Genomic DNA, 19,990 nt, shown 5'->3' with positions numbered 1-19,990 from the left:
TGTTATAGACCAGGCCCGCGCGCAAGCCCGCGACCAGCGCGCCGAGATAAAGCTGAACGAAGGTCAAAGCGGCGAGCACCGTGCTTGTCATCCGTAAGCGCGCAGGACCCGCAAGTGACGGCTGCTCCGACAGCCGCCGCAAGGTCCATACGATCGCGGCGAAGATCAGAAGCGCCAGCACCAGATGCGTGGCCAGCCGATATTGCGAGACCTCGGTTCGCTCCGACAGTCCCGAGGCGACCATCCACCATCCCACCGCGCCCTGTAGCGCGCCGAGGCCGAAAATGCCCCACAGCCGCCGCTTCAGTTCCGCGCTCATCGCGCCGCGCCACAGGAAATAGAGAAACGGCAGCAGATAGACCATGCCGATCACGCGGCCGAGCAGCCGGTGACTCCATTCCCACCAGAAGATGGTCTTGAAATCGGACAGGCTCATGCCGGCGTTGAGTTGCAGATATTGCGGGATGGCCTTGTAGGCTTCGAACGCCTGGTTCCATTGCGCCTGGCTGAGCGGCGGCAGCGCGCCGCTGAATGGTTTCCATTCGACGATCGAGAGTCCGGATTCGGTCAGCCGCGTGGCGCCGCCGACCAGCACCATGAGCGCGATCAGCGCTGCAACGGAAAACAACCAGGCGCGGACAGCGCTGATCGATGAGGCCTGTGGTGCCGGAATAGCGGTCATATCAGTCGAAACTTGAATGGATTTGCGAGCTCTTTATAGTCCGCTCTCTCCCCGGCGCAAGCCGCGCCCCCCTGCGAGGCCGGAACATTTCCCTCATGACCATTCGAACCCGCAAATTGTTCGGAACCATTGCACTGTTGCTGTTGGCCGCGGTGTGGTCGCTGATGGGCATGACGGTGGCACAGATGCCCTGGCTGGCCCGCTCCGGCCTGTTGCAGGCGATTTTCTATGTCGTGGCCGGCATGGGCTGGGTGTTGCCGGCGATGCCGATCGTGAGCTGGATGTCGCGGCCGGACCGACTGGAGCGGGACGGATCGCGGCTCAGTCCGGAGTGAAGAGGTTGTCGCCGTCTGCCCGCCGCGTCGGCTGGACCGGCGCGAATGTGACACCGGACAACAGCACGCGCATCGCCCGCAGCGAACGCACGCGTCCGTCCCAGGCCACGCGCGGCAGCGCCCGCAGATTGGTCCGGCCCGCGGCTTCCACCACCCCCGGTATGGCGGATACCGCGCTGGCAAACCCCGCCTCTTCCGCCATCACGACATGGGCACGGCGAAACGAGGAGCGATCGCCGAACGGATAGGAGAAATGTCTGACCTCGCGGCGAAGTGCGGCTTCGGCGACCGCCCGACCCATCGTCATCTCGCGCAAGGCGGCTGCTTCTTTCAGGTTCGCGAGCGCAAAAGAGTTGACGGTGGCGCTGCCGATCGTCACCAGCGGATCGGCCGCCAGCCGTGACAGATCGGCCCAATCCATCGACGCGTCGCGCGACAACGCCGCAAGATCGACTGAATAGCGCTTGCAGAGATCGTTGATCGCCAGCGAAAGATCCGACGGTGCAAGCTGGCGCATCCAGCTTTCGAGGAACTCATAAAGCTCATATTTTTCGGACACCGAGCGGATGGTGAAATGCCGCTCGGTGCGGTCGATCATCAGGCTGATGCGGGCTTCCCGCGCGATGATGCTCTCGAGCGCAAGCCGCCAGGCTTCGCCGAGGCCATCCGGAAAGGCGGTCGGCACATAGATGACGAAGGGAGCGCCGTGGCGCGACAGGACCGGGTAGGCCCAGGTCGCCAGATCCTTGTGACAGCCATCGAAAGTCAGGCAGACGAAGCGCCGAGGTTGATCGAGGATCACCGAACGCCGGCAGACTTCGTCCATCCCGATGATATCATACTCCCAGCGCTTCAGCGCCCGGATCGTCCGATCGAGAAATCTCGGCGTGATTTCGCTGCGCTTGGACGGCTGAAACCAACCTGCCGGACCCGGCCTCGAAGAGCTCGGCCGCACGCGTTCGAACCGCAAGATGATGCCGGCTCCGCCGCTGTCGCGCCCGCCCCGCGCCCCGAACCAGGCGCGGCCGCTGAAATAGGCGAGTTCGAGGTTCAGCTTCCTCAACATTCCGGCGTCAAATGACAATCTTTTGGCCTCTCGAAGCGGGGTCGGGGCGCTCCCGCCGCGTCAGTCATTACCTTTTGTTGACACTTCTTTGCAAAGGTCGATGCGGGCTGAAAGATGTAAATTTCCTTCTAAAACAGGTTTCGCGATGACCATGGCTGCCGCGATCGAACGCCGGACGGCAGAAGCGCCCGCGCGCTCCAAGGCAGGCCACATCGCCAGCATCGACGTCATCGACGATCTCCGCCGGGCGGAGCCGATCTGGCGCAGGCTTGAATCCCGGCGACAGGTTTCCACGCCCTATCAGCACTTCGATCTCCTGTCAGCCTGGCAGCGGCAGGTCGGCGAACGCGAACAAGTTCGGCCGTTCATCGTGATCGCCTACGACGCCGAGCACACGCCGCTGCTGCTCATGCCGCTTGCACTGCGCTGCAAATATGGCGTCCGCATCGCCTCCTTCATGGGAGGCAAGCACACAACCTTCAACATGGCGCTGTGGGATCGGGAGTTTGCCGTGCATGCCGGCTCCGCCGACCTCGACGCGCTGGTGTCGAAACTGCGTGCGCGCTTCGCGGCCGACGTTCTGGTCCTCGCGCAACAGCCCGCACGCTGGCGGGATCTGGCAAACCCGTTCGCCGCTTTGCCGCATCAGCCCTCGGTCAATGACTGCCCGGTCCTGACGATGCAACCGGGCGCCCCGCCCGCCACGCTGATCGCCAGCGCCTTGCGGGGACGGCTGAAGGGCAAGGAACGCAAGCTGCAGAAGCTGCCCGGTTATCGCTATCGCGTCGCCGACGGCGATGTCGAGATCGAGCACCTGCTCGACTGGTTCTTTCGCGTCAAGCCGCAGCGAATGGCCGAGCAGAAGCTTCCCAACGTGTTCGCCGAACCCGGGGTGGAAGATTTCATCCGCGATGCCTGCATGACCGCCGCTGCGGGCGGCAGCCGTGCCGTGGTCATTCACGCGCTCGAATGTGACGAGGAAGTCATCGCTCTGTTCGCCGGTGTCGCCGACGGCGATCGCTTTTCGATGATGTTCAACACCTACACGATGTCGGGCCATGCACGCTACAGTCCGGGCCTCATCCTGATGCGCCACATCGTGGATCATTATGCCGCGCTCGGCTACCGGTCGCTCGATCTCGGCGTCGGCGCGGACGACTACAAACGCATGTTCTGCAAGGACTCGGAGCCGATCTTCGACAGCTTCGTGCCGTTGAGCGCACGTGGCAGGGTTGCGGCGGCTTCGATGTCGGCCGCCGGCCGGGCCAAGCGCCTGGTCAAGCAGAACCAGACGCTGTTAGGCGTCGCGCGGCGGCTGCGGTGCGCCCTGCGCTGATCTGAATCTGCCCGGCCAAATCGGTCAGGCAGCCACTACATGCGGGCCGGGTTCGACGGCTTGCGAAGTCGGCAGCGGCTTGCTCAGCATGGTCACGTCCGAGAAGCCGACCGCGCTGAGCTGCTGGCACATCAGCGCGCGGGCATCCGATGGCATCGATTCGTCCGGAACCACCACCGCCCTCGCCTTCGCGGTCAGCAGTTCCGCCGGCAGGTCGGAGGCGCTGCCGGCGTCCAGGACCACATGCTCATAGACCCGCAGCAGGGCATCGATCGCCAGCATCATGCGCGGCGACTGCAACAGCACGCGATCAAAGCCAGGCCGCCCGGCGCTGACGAGATGCAGGCGCGACGCCTGGTCCCTGGTGATGATCTGCGCGAAAGAGGCGTCACCCTGCATCAGCTCGGCCAGTCCCGGCGCGTCACGATCGACCGAGGCGGCCGCGACCGTCGGCGTGGACGCCGCGAGATCGATCATCACGACACGCGCGTCGCGCGCCAACAACCGCGCCAGTGCCAGCGCGGTCAGGCTGATGCGCTCGCCTGATGCGGTGCCGATCACCGTCACCTTGCGGGCCGCCTCGCCTGCGGCGCGCAACGCCCCCGCAAGCTGCTCGATCTCGGCGTATTCGGCGGCGATCCCGGACGTTACGACGGAAACGATTTCAGGAGCGATATCCGCGACAAGCCCGGGCGCCGCCGTGTCAGGCTCGATCGGTGCCGCGGATTCGACTTCCGGCTCGACAATGGCAGCGATCGCAGGAACCGGCGTCGGCGACGCCGCCCGAGGCGCGGTCATCGCCAGCAGTTCGCCGGTCACGACGATGGCCCCCGAGACCAGAAGGGTTGCCAACGTCGCGATCAGCACGATCGGTAATTTCTTCGGATAGGCCGGGGTGTTGGAAACGATGGCGCGCGAAATGACGCGGCCATCCGACGGCGCGGCATCGATCGTCTCGCGCGTATTGGCTTCGCGATATTTCGCCAGATAGGATTCCAGGAGATCGCGTTGCGCCTTGGCTTCGCGCTCGAGTGCGCGGAGCTTCACGTCCTCGCCGTTGCTGGAGGTCGCCTGCTTCTTCGATTGGTCGAGGCTCGCCGTGAGGCTTTCGACCCTGGCGCCGGCGATCCGCGCGTCACTGTCCAGCGAACGGGACACCTTGCTAGCCTCGTCGCGGATCTGGCGATCGAGATCGGCAAGCTGCGCCTTCAATTCCTTGATGCGGGGATGGTTGTCGAGCAGAGTCGAGGACTGTTCGGCCAACTGGGCGCGCAGCGTCACCTGCTGCTCGGACAGCTGCCGCATCAGTTCGGTATTGAGGACTTCGGAAGCTTCGATCGGCCTGCCGCTCTGGAGCATCTCTCGGATCAGCCGCGCCTTGGATTCGGTCTCCGCCTTCAGCGCGCGGGCGTTGTTCAATTGCGTGTTCAACTCGCCCATCTGCTGATTGGACAGCGTGGTATTGTTGGTACCGACGAACAGGCTCGACCTGGAGCGGAAATCCTCGACGCGGGATTCCGCATCCGCGACCTTGCTGCGCAGATTGTCGATCTCGCCCGACAACCACTGGCTCGCGGATTTGGCTTGCGCCTGCCGCGCATCCTGCTGCAGCACCAGATAGCTGTTTGCGATAGAATTGGCGACACGCGCGGCAAGCTCCGGGTCGCTGGACTGGAATTCGACGACGATGACGCGTGATTTGTCCACCGCATAGGCCGTGAGTCGGTCGAAATAGGCGTCGAGCACCCGCTCTTCCGGCGTCATCGAAAACGGATCACGGCCGATCCCGATCAGTGCAAACAGCGACTTCAACGGTGCCAGGCCGCGCAACACGGGGTCGAATTCCGGCAACTCGGCGAGCTTGTTCTTCTTGATGATCTCGCGGGCCAGATCGCGCGACAGCACGAGTTGAACCTGGCTGGTAACCGCCTCGGCGTCGAGCGCGGCGCGCTCCTCGTTGCCTTCACCATTCGGCCGCAGGAATACATTCTCGCGTCCATCGATCAGGATGCGCGCTTCGGATTTGTACAGGGGCGTCACGAGATTGACGACGGCAAGCGCAAGCAGGGTGACCAGCAGCGTCGGGACGACGATCCATTGCCGGTTGCGCGCCAGCGCCTCGCCAAGCGCACGCAAGTCGATATCGCCTGCAATCGCCGTCATTGCAGGCGCGACGGCTCCAGGTTTGGCGACGGCAGCCTTCACGACTGCGACGTTGACCGGAGCCGGTGCGGGCTTCGCGAGCGCCATTGCGCCCAACGCCTTGTCCTTGATCCAACGCCAGACGGCTACACGCATCGTCGACCCCCGCAGGACGCCAAAATTTTGTACCACACCGGACGAATTACACTCGATTATGGTTGCCGGTCGGTTAATTCGACAGGTCGGTGCCGAGGATGGCGTGGCGGGAATAGTAGGCGTCATGCTTTGTTAACCATCAAAGCCCCTTAATCGGAATCACGAATTCCTGATGGGTCGTCTGATGCGAAGCGCGCACGCCGCTACACACCGTTTGCCTGCGGCGGCCGCCTCGCCGAGTCGCCTTGTCGTGCCGTTCGTGACCGCGTTCGGCCCACTGCGCGTCCCCGGCGAACGCTGGCTCTGACGATGCTGCCGCCTCGCGATCAGCCGCTTCATATCCTGCACGCGGTGCGCACGCCGGTCGGCGGCATCTTCCGTCACATCCTGGATCTCGCCAATGGCCAGGTCGATCGCGGCCATCACGTCGGAATCATCGCCGATACACTCACAGGAGGAGAACGCGGCAAACAGGCGCTGGCGCAGATCGAGCCCCGCCTCAAGCTGGGTGTTCATCGTTTCGCCATCCACCGCGAGCCCGCGCTCTCGGACGCCCTGGCCTGGATGGCTTTCCGGCGCCTGATCCGTCAATTGAAGCCGGATGTGCTGCATGGCCACGGCGCCAAGCCCGCGGTCTTCATCCGTTTCCGGACTGCGCCCAAGGGCGCGATCCGGGTCTACACGCCGCATGGCGGCTCGCTGCATTACCCTCTCAATACGTTGAGAGGTGCGTTCTATAGCCGGCTCGAACGCGCCCTGATGGACAACACCGACCTGTTCCTGTTCGAAAGCGCGTTTGCCCGTGACACCTACCAGCGCACCGTCGGCACCCCGCGCGGGCTGGTGCGCTGCGTGTTCAATGGCGTCACCGCGAATGAATTCGATCCCGTGACCAGGGCGGAAGACGCAACTGATGTGGTGTATGTCGGCGAGTTCAGGCACATCAAGGGTGCCGACCTGGTTGTCGACGCGGTGGCGCGGCTGCATGCCGACGGCAAGCCGATTACGCTGACGCTGGCCGGCGACGGCGAGGAGATGGATGCGCTGAAGGCACAGGTCGAAAGGCTCGGCCTCGCGCATTCGGTCCGCTTCATCGGTCACGTTCCGGCGCGCCATGGTTTCTCCAAGGGGAGGCTTTTGGTCGTCCCGTCGCGCGGCGACTCCATGCCCTATGTCGTGATCGAGGCGGGCGCCGCAGGCATCCCGATGATCGCCGCCAATGTCGGCGGCATCCCCGAGATCTTTGGATCGCATACCGACGCGCTGTTTGCGCCCAACATGGTCGGCGCGATAGCGGATGCGATCGAGGCCGCGCTTAAGGATCCGGCCGCGGCGCAGGCCCGTGCCAAATCCCTGCGCGAACGGATCTTCCTGCATTTCTCGCAGAAGGCGATGGTGGAGGGAGTGCTGGCCGGCTACCGCGACGCGCTGGCGGCGGTCCGGTCCTGACATTTCGGATCAGACCCGGCGCTGAAACCAGCCATTAACCCTCATTTACCAAGCTAACAGTTTCTTCCGAATTATCCTTTAATTGCAAGGTTGGGGAATACCGCTTTCGCGCGTGCGCGCATAGATTGCAACCGCGTCGACGCAACAACGGACTGGGACGATCGTGGAACCAATCAACGCACGCACGATGCTTGAAGCGGCTACGTCGGGCGCTGCGACCGCAACGCTTGACCGTCCGTCGCTCGAACGGCGGCGGCGGTTGTCGCAGGCCGCACTCGCCGTCGCCAGCCAGAAGGTCCGCCCCGCTTATTCGCCGATCGTGATCGCCGGCGTCGTCCGGCTGATCGATTTCACGCTGCTGAGCCTTGCCGGCGTCGTCATCTATCTCGGCTATGTGGTACCGCTGTCCGGCTTTCGCTGGGAATATGTCACGGCCATCCTCGGCGTGGCCACCGCCGCGGTGATCTGCTTTCAGGCCGCCGACATCTATCAGGTCCAGGTTTTTCGCGGCCAGCTCCGCCAGATGACGCGGATGATTTCGTCCTGGGCGTTCGTCTTCCTGCTGTTCATCGGCGTTTCATTCTTTGCCAAACTTGGCGGCGAGATTTCGCGGCTTTGGCTGTCCGCCTTCTTCGCGGTCGGGCTTGCGGCCTTGATTGCCCAACGCGCCGTCCTGCGCGCGCTGGTGCGGCGCTGGGCCCGTGAGGGCCGGCTCGACCGCCGCACCGTCATTGTGGGCTCGGACCACAGCGGCGAAGAACTGGTGCAGGCGCTGAAGATCCAGGAGGATTCGGATATCGACGTGCTCGGCGTATTCGACGACCGCAACGACAGCCGCGCGCTCGAGACCTGCGCCGGCAGTCCCAAGCTCGGCAAGGTCGACGACATCGTCGAGTTCGCTCGCCGCACCCGCGTCGACCTCGTGCTGTTCGCGCTGCCGATCTCGGCGGAGATACGCATCCTGGACATGCTGAAGAAATTGTGGGTGCTGCCGGTCGATATCCGATTGTCCGCCCACACCAACAAGCTGCGCTTCCGGCCCCGCTCCTATTCCTATCTCGGCAAGGTCCCGACGCTGGACGTGTTCGAGGCGCCGATCACGGACTGGGATCTCGTGATGAAATGGCTGTTCGATCATGTCGTCGGCGCCGCCGTTCTGCTGATGGCGCTGCCGGTCATGGCCCTGGTGGCGCTGGCCATCAAGCTCGACAGCCCCGGCCCGATCCTGTTCCGCCAGAAGCGCTTCGGCTTCAACAACGAGCGCATCGACGTCTTCAAGTTCCGCTCGCTCTATCACCATCAGGCCGATCCGAGCGCGTCCAAGGTCGTCACCAGGGGCGACCCGCGCGTCACTCGCGTCGGCCGCTTCATCCGCAAGACCAGCCTCGATGAGCTGCCGCAACTCTTCAACGTCGTGTTCAAGAGCAATCTTTCCCTGGTCGGGCCGCGCCCGCATGCCGTGCAGGGCAAATTGCAGACCCGGCTGTTCGACGAGGCGGTCGACGGTTATTTCGCGCGTCACCGCGTCAAGCCGGGCATCACCGGCTGGGCGCAGATCAACGGCTGGCGCGGCGAAATCGACAACCAGGAAAAGATCCAGAAGCGTGTCGAATTCGATCTTTATTATATCGAGAACTGGTCGGCGCTGTTCGATCTCTACATTCTGCTGAAGACGCCGCTGGCGCTGATGACGAAGAACGAGAACGCTTATTGACGGCGGACGCCCGCCTTCCACGGGCTGACGAAAGGGCCACCCGGGAACGTCGCCCCCGCATTTTCCGTCGTCGAGCACAAGGTATGGTCGAGTTGCGTAGGTTTGCGAGTCTGTGATGGCGCATGCGGCGACAGCCGGGGAATTTTCCTTAACCGCGACCGCGGCACCGGGCGTGCGCGCGTTGCAGCGCGCGCTGGTCTGGCTGGCCGGCGCCTCCGGCGCGATCGTCTTCATCGAGCCGAGCCCCTACGAGCTGGTCACGGCCACCGCTATTGTCCTGTTCTTCGCCACCGGCTTGCGGCTGCGGTTGATGTTCATGCCGCTGCTGTTGCTCCTGGTCGCCCTCAATATCGGCTACAGCATCGGCGCCATCCCGCTGCTCGGGCGGTCCGACGTCTTCAGCTGGGTCGCCACCTCCTGGTACATGGCGCTGACCGTGATCTTCTTCGCAATGGTGCTCTCCGAGGACACGGCTGGCCGCCTCGACATGCTCCGCCGCGGCCTGATCGTCGGCGCGATGATCGCCTCCCTTGCCGCTGTCGGCGGCTACTTCAACCTCGTTCCCGGCGGGCACGATCTCTTGACGCTGTATGAGCGCGCGCGCGGCACCTTCAAGGATCCCAACGTGCTCGGCGCGTTCCTGATCCTGCCCGCGCTGTTCACGCTGCAGAGCGTGGTGCTCGATCACCTCGGTCGCGCGTTGCGCAGCACCGCGGCGCTCGGCATCATCGCGCTTGCGATCCTGTTGGCGTTCTCGCGGGCGGCCTGGGGCGAATTGATCCTGACATCAGCCTTCATGCTGGGGATGATGATCCTGACCAGCCGGTCACGCGGCGAACGCTCGCGCATCGTGCTCCTTGCCGCGGTCGCGGTCGCAGCCGGCGCGCTGCTGGTTGCCATACTGCTGTCATTCCACCAGATCTCGGACATGTTCCAGCAGCGCGCGAGCCTGGAGCAGAGCTATGATGAGGGCCGCTTCGGACGATTCGGCCGCCATATCCTCGGTGCGGAAATGGCGCTCGATCTGCCGTTCGGCATCGGCCCGCTGCAGTTCCATCATTACTTTCCGGAAGACACCCACAACTCCTATCTCAACGCCTTCATGTCGGGCGGATGGATGTCGGGTGTCTGCTATCCCGCGCTGGTGTTGCTCACGGTCATCCTGGGTTTCCGCCACGCCGTCGTCCGCGTGCCCTGGCAGCGCGGCTATCTCGCGGTCTTCTCCGCCTTCCTCGGCACCGTCGGCGAAAGTTTCGTGATCGATACCGATCACTGGCGCCACTTCTGGATGATGCTGGGCGCAATGTGGGGCTTGTTCGCCGCGGCGCAGCCTTACAGGGGCCGCGCACAAGCACCGCTCACGGCACCCGCCGCGATCTTGCAGGCCGGTCCGGCTTCTCCTTCAGTGGCGCAGCCTCGCTAGCGTCAGTGAGCTGCTGCGTCGCTTTCAACATCGACTGATAGCTTTCGGTCCCGTAGCGGACCAGAAATTTCAGCTCCTCATCCGTATAGGCTTCGCACTGCTTCTGCATTGCGCGCCTCACCAGGTCGTACGGGCGGCCCATCTCCGCCATCCGTTCTGCTATCGGGACGATGAAAACCTTGCGCCGATCGCTCTCATCACGTTCCCGGCGCACCAAGCCGGCCTTCTCCAGCCGGTCGACAACGCCCGTAATCGCACCCGTCGTGAGACCCGTCAGCTCCGCGAGCCTGCCCGCGGTCATGCGACCCTCGACGTTGACAAAATCGATGCAGTCCATGTCCGCACTCGAAATGCCCGCGCGATCGGCCACGATCTTCGCAAACATCGCTCCCTGCGAAGAAACCCTCCGCATCGCATTCTCAAGTTCCTGCGAGAGCACAGCGCGCGCTTTTGTCCTTGACAAGGCCGATCCAGTATCTTAGTTCATATATATCTTAGATGCTAAGATATATAGCTTCCCGGAACTCTTAAACCCGTGCGACACCAGGAGCAAGCCATGATCATGCGCCCCCGCAAGGCCCTCATCATCGGTGCCGGCATTGCTGGTCCCGTGACCGCCATCCTGCTCAAAAGGGCGGGCTTCGAGGCCGCGATCTATGAAGGCTGGTCTTATTCGACCGGCATCGGCGGCGGATTGCAGATCGCGCCGAATGGCATGCGCGTTTTGGCCGAGATCGGGCTCGCTGACGAATTAATCCGCGGCGGCTCCGTCTGTGAATCGATCGACCTCTACTCGCAATCCGGTTCCCGGCTCGGCTCGGTCAACCGCAACATGGTTGTGCGCTTCGGCTACCCCTCGGTCAGCATGCGCCGCGCCATGCTGACCGAGGCGCTCGTGGATCAGGCGTGGTCGTCTTGCGTCGAGGTCCATTTCGAGAAGCGGCTCGCGCGCATCGAGGACCGTCCCGACCAGCCCATCGTCGCGCACTTCACCGACGGATCGAGCGCCGAGGGCGACGTGCTGATCGGGGCGGACGGCGTCCATTCGGCCGTGCGCCGCCATGTCCTCCCCGACGGTCCGACGCCTTGCGATACCGGCCTGATCGGCTTCGGCGGCTTCGTGCCGAGGGCAATTCTGGAGGCATCGGGAGCCCGATCAAGCCTTGCCATGACCTTCGGCCAGAGCGGCTTCTTCGGCTACGGCTTTTGCGGCCCCGAGGCTGCCGATGGCGCGATGTGCTGGAGCACTCAGCCGGCGCGCGGCATCGACGCGGAGACCTTCCGCGCCAAGGACCAAGCGACGCTCAAGCAGCATCTCCGCCGCTTCCACGCCGGCTGGCACGATCCGATCCCGCAACTCATCGACGCGACGGAGCGGATCATTGTCACCGCGACGCTCGATGTCGCGACGTTGCCGACCTGGTCGCGGGGACGAACGCTTCTGATTGGCGATGCCGCCCACGCCACCAGCCCGCATGCCGGCCAGGGCGCCTCGATCGCGCTCGAGGACGCCTACAGGCTGGTCCGCGCCTTGCAGAATGAACCCGAAATCAGCATCGCGTTCCAGAATTTCGAAAGTGAGCGGCGACCGCGCGCAGAACGCCTGGTTGCGCTCGCCCGCCACAACGGCGGCCGCAAGCGTGAATTCAGCCGTGCCGGCGCCTGGATCCGCGACCAGATGATCAGGGTTATGCTGCCGCTCAATGCTCGCAGCCAGGACTGGATCTATGGCTATGATGCTCGCGCCGTCACGCCTCGATCTGGAATGTCATCCCCGCGTTTTCGACAAGCCGCTTGATCAAGCGGTCGCCCATCGCGGCGCCGGGAGTCCAGATGCCGGCCTCGAGTTCCGGCGTGTCGCGCAACAGGCAGATCGCGGACTCCGCGATCATCTTGGCGGTCGAGGCATAGCCGGGCTCGCAGTCGCCGCCCACGGCGATGCGGACCTGCCTGCCGTCCGGCGCAAAGCCGGCGAACAGGATGTCGTAAGAGCCGCTCTCGCGCTCCTCTTTCGAAGGCCCCTCTCCAGGCTTCGGCCCTTCGACGCCGCTCATCTTGTTGGTGGCGGCAGCCACCTGCTTGGCCTTGGCCTGGCCCTGCTCGCCCTCGCCGGTCAGGATCATCTCGTCATAGACGAAATCCCGGCCGTAGGGAAAACCCATCAGCATGTTGGAGCGATGGACGCTGCGGGTGTTGATGGTCGACATCGGAAACGGCGCGGTCCAGGCGTTGAGGTCCTGATCGAATGCCACCCTGTTGCCGGGCGGCTGCTTCGGTCCTTCGAACCCCGGCGTCAGCACGAACGGGTCCCTCAGCATAGCAACCAGGCTCAGATCTTGCGCAGCCGCCGCGAAATTCGCCTTGATGCTGGCATAGGTGCCTCCCGACAGCGACATCGTCATGTTGCGGATGCGGCCCTTGACACGGGACGCGGGCGCGCCCCAGGCGCGCGTCGCGGCCTGCTGGCAAAAGTACACGCCGAGTTCGAACGGCAACGAATCGAAGCCGCATGAAAATAGAATCCGCGCGCCGGAGGCTTCTGCCGTCGCCTGATGGGCGTCGATCATCTGCCGCATCCACACAGGTTCACCACAGAGATCGACATAGTCCGTGCCGGAAGCGGCACAGGCGGCCAGCAGGTCGGAGCCGTAGAACTGATAGGGGCCGACGGTCGATATCACGAGGCCGGTCTGCTCGATCATGGCGTGGAGCGAGGCGACGTCGCCGGCATCCGCGGCAATCAGCGCCGTATCGGCCGGCGCGCCGACCGCGTCGCGCACCGAGGCGAGCTTGTCGAGGTTGCGGCCGGCCATCGCCCATCTCACCGCATTGTTGCCGCGGTAGCGCGCAGCGAGATATTCGGCAACGAGCTGGCCGGTATATCCGGTCGCGCCATAGACTACGATGTCGAACTTCGACGAAGAGTTCATACTGAGTTCCTGAGGTTATTTGCCGTCATTGCAAGATGCGGAGGACGAAGCGATCCATCCTTTGGCAGAATTGGATTGCTTCGTCGCTTGCGCACCCCGCAATGACGGTAGAAAAGCGGATCATGTCTTGCCGTAGGAGACGCCCATGCCGGCGCGCACGTCGCTCTGGATACCATAGGGCGCGATCGGATAGCGCAAGCCGTTTTTCGCAAGCTGCTTCATGCCTGATATCGCCTTGGCCAGATGCGCAGGCTGGATTGCCATCAGCATCTCCTCGTCGGGCACGCCGCCATAGCGCCGCTCGGCGAAGCACGGCAGCGACACGCTGGGCTCGCCGGTCTTCAGCGCCCGCCCCCACGAATCGGCGCAGGCGGTCTCGCCGACCACGCCCCATTCGAACTTCCTGTAGCCGGTATATTGCAGCCCATTGATCAGAATGATCATCTGGCCTGGCGTCGCATAGACCAGACAAATGTCGGGCGGATCAAGCCGTCCGCTGGCGAGCGGGCTCACCGCCATCGCCTGATACCTGCCGAAAGGAACCACGTCCAGCGCCTCCTGGCGCTTCTTCGCATCCGCCGCAGTGCCATGCCAGACGCCGACATAGTTCTCACCGGCGAGCCATTTCTCATCCTGGGGCCCGAGTCCGATCACGGCGCGGCATTGCGCGCCGACGAGGTCGTCGGCGGTGATGCCCACGGTCCAGCCGAGCCGGGACGCCATGCTGACGATCTGATCGGTGGTGTGGATCGCTGTCGGACGGCGGATCTTTGGAATCGCTTCCATCTCCGCGACATGCGCAAACATCTTGATGCCGGAAACCGTGGTCTTGAGGCGGAGCAACGTATTGAGATCCGCCACCATGCCGGCCGGATCGAACTGTTCAGGCGCCGTCTGCTGCTGCATGGCGTCATCTCCCACATCGGCGGCCTGATGCGCACGCCCTTTGTCGCAATCTAGCCCAGTTGACGAAGAGTTGCGACAGGGCGTCTCGCGTGGCGCCCTGGCTTCGGCATCGCGAGGTTCAAGCCCGAGGTTCAAGCTTTCAGCTCGCCCGGCGGACGAAGCCGGGATTGAGCTCACTGATCGAGCGCGCACCGCATTGCTGCATGGCGACCCGCGTCTCCGTACGAAGAATATCCAGCACGCGTGCGACGCCGGCCTCGCCGAACGCCCCCAGGCCCCAGAGATAGGGCCGGCCGAAGCCGACCGCCGCAGCGCCCATCGCCAATGCCTTGATGACGTCAGTGCCTCGACGGAATCCGCTGTCGACCAAGACCGGTATCCGTCCCCTCACCGCAGCGACGATGTCCGGCAGCGCGTCGATCGTGGAACGACCATTGTCCTCACTGCGCCCGCCATGATTCGACACCAGAATGCCGTCGATGCCGTTCTGCACGGCCAGCTCCGCGTCGTCAGGCGTGACGATACCCTTGAGCACGATCTTCATCTGCGTGATGTCGCGCATCCGCTTGATGCTGTCCCAGGTCAGGTTCGAGGACTCGCCGCTTCCGGTGATGCCGGACAGATCGATGCCGTCGTAATTATGCCTTCGGACCACGCGCGCGGCGAAACTGGAGCGATCGTGGCAATCCGAGCAATTGCGCGTGTCGCTGCGCATCAGCCGGAACAGTGTCTCCTGGTTTCGTCCCGCGACCCTGTCGACGGTGACCGCAAGCACCGGGCAACCGGCGGCTTCGGCCTTTCTGATCGGCGCTTCCGCCACTTCAAAGCGCGGCGAGGCATAGAGCTGAAACCAGATCGGCGCGCCGCGCGCCTTGGTGACATCCGCCACGGAATAGTTCGAGGACGTCGACAGGATTTGCAGATGGTTTCCGCTCCGCGCGGCCCGGGCGACGGCCAATTCACCGTCGGGATGGAAGAACTGGTTGCCGCCCGTCGGACAGACGAAAATCGGCGTGTCGTATCGGATGCCGAAAATCTCCACGCTCATGTCGACCTTGGAGACGTCGCGCAGCCGGCGCGGCAGCAATTGGAATTTCAAGAACCCCTCGCGGTCGGCGCGCAGCGTCACCTCGTCGTCGAGGCCGGAAGCCATGTAGCCGAAATGCGCCGCCGGCACGTTCCTGAACGCTGCGGGTTCGAAGTCGAAGACGTTGATCGCCTCTTTCGGATTCTTGATTGGTTCGGCGGCCGCCTGGGTCCAGATCCTCGGATCGGGCAGCTTTGAGGGGGCTTCATCCCCCCAAGCCGGCATACCGCTCGATGCGAATAATGGACTCGTCGCAAGATATTGCAGAAAGCGGCGGCGGTTGGTTGCGCGAACGATTCGTGACGACATTCGAGTCCTCCCCTGCGACTTTCTTCTTCGACCTGCATATCGTAGCATGTGCCGGACGCAAGAAGGAACGCCGCAAGGCGACTATGGGCCGATCGGTCCCGGAAACAGCTCGTCGATCCTGCCCGTCAGCCGATAGGCGAGAAGCCCGATCCATTCGCGCGCCGCCGTGTCGGTGCGGCCCAATCCGTCGGGCGCGTAAGGCGCAAAGTCGAAGACATCGGCGCCCGTACCGACGCGCCAATCCACCGGATAGGGCTCGATCGAAAATCCCGCCTTTCGGAACAAGCCGACCGACCGCGGCATATGGTAGGCCGACGTCACCAACAACCACCGTTCGCCCGGTTTTGGCGCGACCAGAGCCTTGGTGAACTCGGCGTTCTCTTGCGTGTTGCGCGAGAGTCGCTCCATCAGCAGGCGCGTCTTGGGGATGCCGAGACTTGTAAAAATCTCGCCGGCGTAATCGGCCTCCTTCGCGCCGTTTGAGATCAGGTTCGCGCTGCCGCCGGTGAACACGATACGCGCCTTGGGATATTGGCGTGCCAGCGCCACGGCCGCGATCATGCGGTCGGCCGCGCCCTTGGTGACGGGCACGCCGTGATCCGCCGACAGGTCGGCCTCGATCGCGCCACCGAGCACGATGATTCCGTCAGGCGCGCCGCGCGCGGGATCCCATGGCGGAAACCGCTGCTCCAGCGGATCCAGCAGCAGGTTTCCGAGCGGGGAAAACGCGCAAATCGCGAGCAGCAGGACGGCGGCCAGCAGCAGCCCGCGGCCGAGCCGCGCAAACCGCGTCGCCAGCAGGAGCGCGCCGACAAGGCCCAGTTCGATCAGGAAATTGGTCGGCATGATCATGATGCCGAGCGTCTTGGACAGCAGGAAAAACAAATTCGCTCCTTGGATAATTCGCCACAGCGTCATACGCTGTCACGAACGCAATCTAAAGCCATCTCATGACGCATCATCATCTGCACTCCAGCCCCGAAACCTGTCATTGGGGTTTTTTCGAAGCCAGGCTCAAGCCGGTCCTCAGTATCGACAGTGGCGATGAGGTGACCGTCGATACCATCAGCGGCGGCCCCGATGTGGTGCCAGACGCGAGCAAGTTTCACGTTCCGCCGGAGCTCGCCGAGGTGCACGCCAAAAATGAACGGATGGTGCCTGGACACATCCTGACCGGTCCGATCGCGGTCGAGGACGCCAAGCCCGGCGACGTCCTCGAGATCGACATCCTCGATGTGCGGCTGCGACAGGATTGGGGCTACAACCTGATCCGTCCCTTGGCCGGCACCCTGCCCGACGATTTCCACGAGGCGCGCCTCCTCAACATCCCGCTCGACCGGGAGCGGATGGTCGGCCGGCTGCCCTGGGGGCTCGATCTGCCACTGGCGCCATTCTTCGGCGTGATGGGGGTCGCGCCGCCGCCGGCCTGGGGCCGCATCACCTCGCTGATCCCGCGCGCGATGGGCGGCAATCTCGACAACAAGGAACTTGGCGCCGGCGCAAAACTCTATCTGCCGGTGTTCGTGCCGGGAGCATTGTTTTCCTGCGGCGACGGCCATGGCGTGCAGGGCGACGGCGAAGTCTGCGTCACCGCGATCGAGACCGCGCTGCAAGGCCGCTTTCGCCTGACGCTGCGCAAGGATCTGCGGCTCGACTATCCGCGCGCTGAGACAGCCACACACTACATGACCATGGCGATGGACCCCGATCTCGACCAATGCGTGGTGCGGGCGCTGCGTGACATGATCGCGCTGCTCGGCGAAAAACGGAACCTGTCGCGCGAGGACGCCTACACGCTCTGCAGTCTCGCCGCCGATTTGCGCGTGACGCAGACCGTGAACGGCTCCAAGGGCATCCACTGCATGATCGCCAAGACCATCGTGCATGGCTGATGCGCGGCACGACGCGCCGCAACAAGACGAGGGCGCCGGTGCAGGACAGCGCGGATCCCAGGCTGCGCGATTTGCGCCGGATGCGCTTCATCGCCACCGCGCTGTTGGCGCTGATGCTGGCGCTGTTCGTTGCGACGTCGCTCGGGTTGAAGAACTGGCCGACGGATTGGGCCTGGCTCGCCTACCCGCGCGCGTTCGCGGAGGCCGGCATGATCGGCGCCTGCGCCGACTGGTTTGCCGTCGTCGCTCTGTTCAGGCATCCACTCGGCCTGCCGATCCCGCATACCGCGATCGTCCCGCGCGGCAAGGAGCGCATCGGCGTTGCGATCGGGCGCTTCGCCGCCAACAATTTCCTATCGCCGCGGGTGCTTGTGGAGCGGCTGAGGGAGGTCGACCCCGCCGGATCGATCGCCCGCTGGCTTGCCGAGCCTGACAACGCCCGCAACGCCGCGCAGCGCGTCGCATCGGTGCTGCAGCAGGTGCTGCGCGCAATGCCTCGCGACGACGTCAACGCGCTGCTCGCCCGCGCGACGCGGTCGGGCATCGAGGCGGTGCCGGCCGCTCCCGTCGCCTCCAGGCTGCTCGCGCTGATCTGGGCGCATGGCGAGATGCAGGCGCTGGTCGAACACGCCATCGCCTATGCGCGCTCCGCGCTGATCACGAACCGCGATACGATCAAGCTCAAGGTGTCGCAGCGCTCGTCCCGCCTGATCCCGAAATGGATCGATGCCGTCGTCGCCGACAAGATCGTTTCGGGCCTGACCAAGCTTCTCGACGAGATGCGCGAACCCGGCCATCCCTGGCGGATCGAGCTTGCGGCCATGATCGAACGGCTGATCAGGGAGCTCGCTACCGATCCGCAGATGCGTGCCCGGGGTGAGGAGCTCAAGGCGCGGCTGTTGGACAGCCCGGCGGTGAACCGCCAGATCACGGCGCTGTGGCGCACCATTGAAGCCAGGCTCAATTCCCCGTCTGCCTCGCAACAATTGATCGACACGATCGAACAATTACTGATCAGGTTCGGCCGCCGGCTCGCGAGCGACGAGCAACTGGGCCAGACCATCAATCGATGGCTCCGCGTCGCAGCCCTGCGCGTGATCGCGCCGCGCCGGGCCGAAATCGCGGCCTTCGTCCGCAAGGTGGTCGAAACCTGGGACACCGAGACGCTGGTGATGCGGATCGAGCTGCAGATCGGCCCGGACCTGCAATATATCCGGATCAACGGAACGCTGGTGGGCGGCCTGGTCGGACTTGCGATCTTCGCGCTCACGCAGTGGTTCGCCACTTTGTGACGCGCTATCACCCATGCAGCCTGGATGAGGCCGACCTACGCCACGCTCCGCGCGGGACTCACGCAATTTTCAGCCAGGAATTCCGCGAGCGGCACCGGACGGCCAATCAGAAAGCCTTGCGCATAGTCGACGCCTTCGGAATTCAATTTGTGCAGCTGCTCCTGGGTTTCGACGCCTTCCGCGGTCACGGCGATATCCAGGCCCCTGGCCAAGGCCATGATCGAGGCCACGATCGCGGCGCATTCGCGCCGCAGCGACATGCCGCCCACGAACGACCTGTCGATCTTGATCTTGTCGAACGCAAATTGGGTCAGATAGGAGGCCGAGGAATAGCCCGTTCCAAAGTCATCGAGGACGACCGTGATCCCCATGTTCTTGAGTTGGCGCAGGAGCAGGAGATATTCGGCCTGGCTGTCCAAAAGGGCCGTCTCGGTGAGCTCCAGCTCGAGCCGTTCCGGGCCAAGGCCTGATTCCATCAGGGCGCTGAATACCTGCTCGACAAGATTGCCTTTGAACTGGTGCACCGACAGATTGATGGAAAGCTTGAAGTGCGCCGGCCAGGCCGCGGCCTCCTTGCAACCTTGACGAAGGATCCATTCGCCGAGCGGCATGATCAATCCGCTTTCTTCCGCGAACGGAATGAATTGGTCGGGCGGGATGATGCCGCGCTGCGGATGATTCCACCGCACCAGCGCCTCGGCGCCGCAGATCGCCTGGGTCGCAAGATCGAGAATCGGCTGATAGAACAGCTCGAATTCCTTCCGCTCGAGCGCCTTGCGAAACTGCTGTTCGAACAGCTTCTGGCTCTCCGCGAGCCTCGACATCTCCGCATCATGGATCCGAAAGCCGTTACGTCCCTCCGATTTGACGACGTAGAGCGCGATGTCCGCCTTCTTCAGGAGATCGGCGGAATCCCTGCCCTGTTCGGGCGACAGCGCAATGCCGATGCTGAGGCCGACCCGCGCGGGAAGTCCATCGAGATCGTAGGATCGGGTCACGACATCGACCAGCCGCGTGGCGAGCGAAATGGCATCGTCATGGCCGCCGCCGTGAAGCGGCTGCACGATGGCAAATTCGTCACCGCCGAGGCGCGCGACCACGCAGTCCTCGCGGATCTCCGACCTCAGCCGGGCCGCCACCTCCTGCAGCAGCTGATCGCCCGCCGCATGCCCCAATGTGTCGTTGACGCCCTTGAACTTGTCGAGGTCGAGCAGGAACACGGCGGCATGGCCGTCGGCGGAGGTCAGCTGGTCGAGGATACGCAGGAAACT

The 19,990-nt window shown here is 64.0% G+C and carries 17 protein-coding genes; 8 read left to right on the top strand and 9 right to left on the bottom strand.

Annotated elements, in window-relative coordinates; genetic code table 11:
* Positions 1-682: COX15/CtaA family protein (locus WCB02_RS42220; protein WP_423969025.1), on the bottom strand; the 682-nt coding region annotated here is incomplete at its 3' end.
* 95 nt (positions 683-777) lie between these two features.
* Here WCB02_RS42220 and WCB02_RS42215 point away from each other — a divergent pair.
* Entirely contained in the window at positions 778-1,017 is a 240-nt protein-coding gene (locus tag WCB02_RS42215) for a DUF2842 domain-containing protein (protein ID WP_423969023.1), read from the top strand.
* Here WCB02_RS42215 and WCB02_RS42210 read toward each other — a convergent pair.
* Complete coding sequence (locus WCB02_RS42210; RefSeq protein ID WP_423969021.1) at positions 1,004-2,083, bottom strand: polysaccharide deacetylase family protein; 1,080 nt, start codon at positions 2,081-2,083, stop codon at positions 1,004-1,006. The genes WCB02_RS42215 and WCB02_RS42210 overlap by 14 nt on opposite strands.
* A gap of 145 nt (positions 2,084-2,228) precedes the next feature.
* Here WCB02_RS42210 and WCB02_RS42205 point away from each other — a divergent pair, with 145 nt between their 5' ends.
* Entirely contained in the window at positions 2,229-3,419 is a 1,191-nt protein-coding gene (locus WCB02_RS42205; RefSeq protein ID WP_423969019.1) for a GNAT family N-acetyltransferase, read from the top strand.
* Positions 3,420-3,443: 24 nt separating this feature from the next.
* On the opposite strand, the gene WCB02_RS42200 is transcribed toward WCB02_RS42205, so the two are convergent.
* A complete protein-coding gene (locus WCB02_RS42200; protein WP_423969017.1) occupies positions 3,444-5,717 on the bottom strand; it encodes a GumC family protein in 2,274 nt (757 codons plus the stop codon).
* A gap of 309 nt (positions 5,718-6,026) precedes the next feature.
* Between WCB02_RS42200 and WCB02_RS42195 the strand changes: the two genes are divergently transcribed.
* The 3 genes from WCB02_RS42195 (at position 6,027) to WCB02_RS42185 (ending at position 10,303) form a co-directional block, all read left to right on the top strand.
* On the top strand, positions 6,027-7,166 hold the full coding sequence (locus WCB02_RS42195; protein WP_423969014.1) for a glycosyltransferase family 4 protein: 1,140 nt from the start codon (positions 6,027-6,029) through the stop codon (positions 7,164-7,166).
* A 187-nt stretch (positions 7,167-7,353) separates the two neighbouring features.
* Positions 7,354-8,880: an undecaprenyl-phosphate glucose phosphotransferase gene (locus WCB02_RS42190; protein ID WP_423969011.1), complete on the top strand. Its 1,527-nt coding sequence runs from the start codon at positions 7,354-7,356 to the stop codon at positions 8,878-8,880.
* 115 nt (positions 8,881-8,995) lie between these two features.
* Positions 8,996-10,303, top strand: a complete 1,308-nt coding sequence (locus WCB02_RS42185; RefSeq protein ID WP_423969008.1) for an O-antigen ligase family protein — start codon at positions 8,996-8,998, stop codon at positions 10,301-10,303.
* On the opposite strand, the gene WCB02_RS42180 is transcribed toward WCB02_RS42185, so the two are convergent.
* Positions 10,239-10,688 carry a MarR family winged helix-turn-helix transcriptional regulator gene (locus WCB02_RS42180; RefSeq protein WP_423969005.1) on the bottom strand — a complete coding sequence of 150 codons (450 nt, stop codon included), beginning with the start codon at positions 10,686-10,688 and terminating at the stop codon, positions 10,239-10,241. The two genes, WCB02_RS42185 and WCB02_RS42180, sit on opposite strands and share 65 nt — an antisense overlap.
* A 171-nt stretch (positions 10,689-10,859) precedes the next feature.
* Between WCB02_RS42180 and WCB02_RS42175 the strand changes: the two genes are divergently transcribed.
* Entirely contained in the window at positions 10,860-12,101 is a 1,242-nt protein-coding gene (locus WCB02_RS42175) for an FAD-dependent oxidoreductase (RefSeq protein WP_423969003.1), read from the top strand.
* On the opposite strand, the gene WCB02_RS42170 is transcribed toward WCB02_RS42175, so the two are convergent.
* The 4 genes from WCB02_RS42170 to WCB02_RS42155 all read right to left on the bottom strand — a co-directional run bounded on the left by WCB02_RS42170 (position 12,052) and on the right by WCB02_RS42155 (position 16,420).
* A complete protein-coding gene (locus WCB02_RS42170) occupies positions 12,052-13,233 on the bottom strand; it encodes a saccharopine dehydrogenase family protein (protein WP_423969001.1) in 1,182 nt (393 codons plus the stop codon). The two genes, WCB02_RS42175 and WCB02_RS42170, sit on opposite strands and share 50 nt — an antisense overlap.
* Positions 13,234-13,353: 120 nt before the next feature.
* Positions 13,354-14,139, bottom strand: a complete 786-nt coding sequence (locus WCB02_RS42165; RefSeq protein ID WP_423968999.1) for a DUF169 domain-containing protein — start codon at positions 14,137-14,139, stop codon at positions 13,354-13,356.
* Positions 14,140-14,278: 139 nt separating this feature from the next.
* On the bottom strand, positions 14,279-15,535 hold the full coding sequence (locus WCB02_RS42160) for an alpha-hydroxy acid oxidase (protein WP_423968996.1): 1,257 nt from the start codon (positions 15,533-15,535) through the stop codon (positions 14,279-14,281).
* Between the two features lie 81 nt (positions 15,536-15,616).
* Entirely contained in the window at positions 15,617-16,420 is an 804-nt protein-coding gene (locus WCB02_RS42155; RefSeq protein ID WP_423968993.1) for a YdcF family protein, read from the bottom strand.
* A gap of 65 nt (positions 16,421-16,485) precedes the next feature.
* Between WCB02_RS42155 and WCB02_RS42150 the strand changes: the two genes are divergently transcribed.
* Positions 16,486-17,427 (top strand): acetamidase/formamidase family protein, encoded by a 942-nt coding sequence (locus WCB02_RS42150; protein WP_423968991.1) that lies wholly within the window; start codon positions 16,486-16,488, stop codon positions 17,425-17,427.
* Positions 17,427-18,719 carry a DUF445 domain-containing protein gene (locus tag WCB02_RS42145; protein ID WP_423968989.1) on the top strand — a complete coding sequence of 431 codons (1,293 nt, stop codon included), beginning with the start codon at positions 17,427-17,429 and terminating at the stop codon, positions 18,717-18,719. Before WCB02_RS42150 ends, WCB02_RS42145 begins: the two co-directional genes overlap by 1 nt.
* Before the next feature lie 35 nt (positions 18,720-18,754).
* Here WCB02_RS42145 and WCB02_RS42140 read toward each other — a convergent pair.
* A partial coding sequence (locus tag WCB02_RS42140) for a putative bifunctional diguanylate cyclase/phosphodiesterase (protein WP_423968987.1) occupies positions 18,755-19,990 on the bottom strand: 1,236 nt, incomplete at its 5' end.

Source organism: Bradyrhizobium sp. (assembly GCF_049581145.1).
In the GTDB taxonomy this organism is placed as follows: domain Bacteria; phylum Pseudomonadota; class Alphaproteobacteria; order Rhizobiales; family Xanthobacteraceae; genus Bradyrhizobium.
Note: the sequence above shows the minus strand (reverse complement) of the source record. Positions and strands in the feature narration are given on the sequence as shown.

What these genes read in the sequence shown, in the direction of transcription:
- WCB02_RS42160 (WP_423968996.1), bottom strand. Translation starts at nt 15,535, where the DNA reads ATGTCGTCACGAATCGTTCGCGCAACCAACCGCCGCCGCTTTCTGCAA.
- WCB02_RS42195 (WP_423969014.1), top strand. Translation starts at nt 6,027, where the DNA reads ATGCTGCCGCCTCGCGATCAGCCGCTTCATATCCTGCACGCGGTGCGC.
- WCB02_RS42175 (WP_423969003.1), top strand. Translation starts at nt 10,860, where the DNA reads ATGATCATGCGCCCCCGCAAGGCCCTCATCATCGGTGCCGGCATTGCT.
- WCB02_RS42150 (WP_423968991.1), top strand. Translation starts at nt 16,486, where the DNA reads ATGACGCATCATCATCTGCACTCCAGCCCCGAAACCTGTCATTGGGGT.
- WCB02_RS42190 (WP_423969011.1), top strand. Translation starts at nt 7,354, where the DNA reads ATGCTTGAAGCGGCTACGTCGGGCGCTGCGACCGCAACGCTTGACCGT.
- WCB02_RS42165 (WP_423968999.1), bottom strand. Translation starts at nt 14,139, where the DNA reads ATGCAGCAGCAGACGGCGCCTGAACAGTTCGATCCGGCCGGCATGGTG.
- WCB02_RS42210 (WP_423969021.1), bottom strand. Translation starts at nt 2,083, where the DNA reads ATGTTGAGGAAGCTGAACCTCGAACTCGCCTATTTCAGCGGCCGCGCC.
- WCB02_RS42145 (WP_423968989.1), top strand. Translation starts at nt 17,427, where the DNA reads ATGCGCGGCACGACGCGCCGCAACAAGACGAGGGCGCCGGTGCAGGAC.
- WCB02_RS42205 (WP_423969019.1), top strand. Translation starts at nt 2,229, where the DNA reads ATGACCATGGCTGCCGCGATCGAACGCCGGACGGCAGAAGCGCCCGCG.
- WCB02_RS42185 (WP_423969008.1), top strand. Translation starts at nt 8,996, where the DNA reads ATGGCGCATGCGGCGACAGCCGGGGAATTTTCCTTAACCGCGACCGCG.
- WCB02_RS42200 (WP_423969017.1), bottom strand. Translation starts at nt 5,717, where the DNA reads ATGCGTGTAGCCGTCTGGCGTTGGATCAAGGACAAGGCGTTGGGCGCA.
- WCB02_RS42215 (WP_423969023.1), top strand. Translation starts at nt 778, where the DNA reads ATGACCATTCGAACCCGCAAATTGTTCGGAACCATTGCACTGTTGCTG.
- WCB02_RS42170 (WP_423969001.1), bottom strand. Translation starts at nt 13,233, where the DNA reads ATGAACTCTTCGTCGAAGTTCGACATCGTAGTCTATGGCGCGACCGGA.
- WCB02_RS42180 (WP_423969005.1), bottom strand. Translation starts at nt 10,688, where the DNA reads ATGTTTGCGAAGATCGTGGCCGATCGCGCGGGCATTTCGAGTGCGGAC.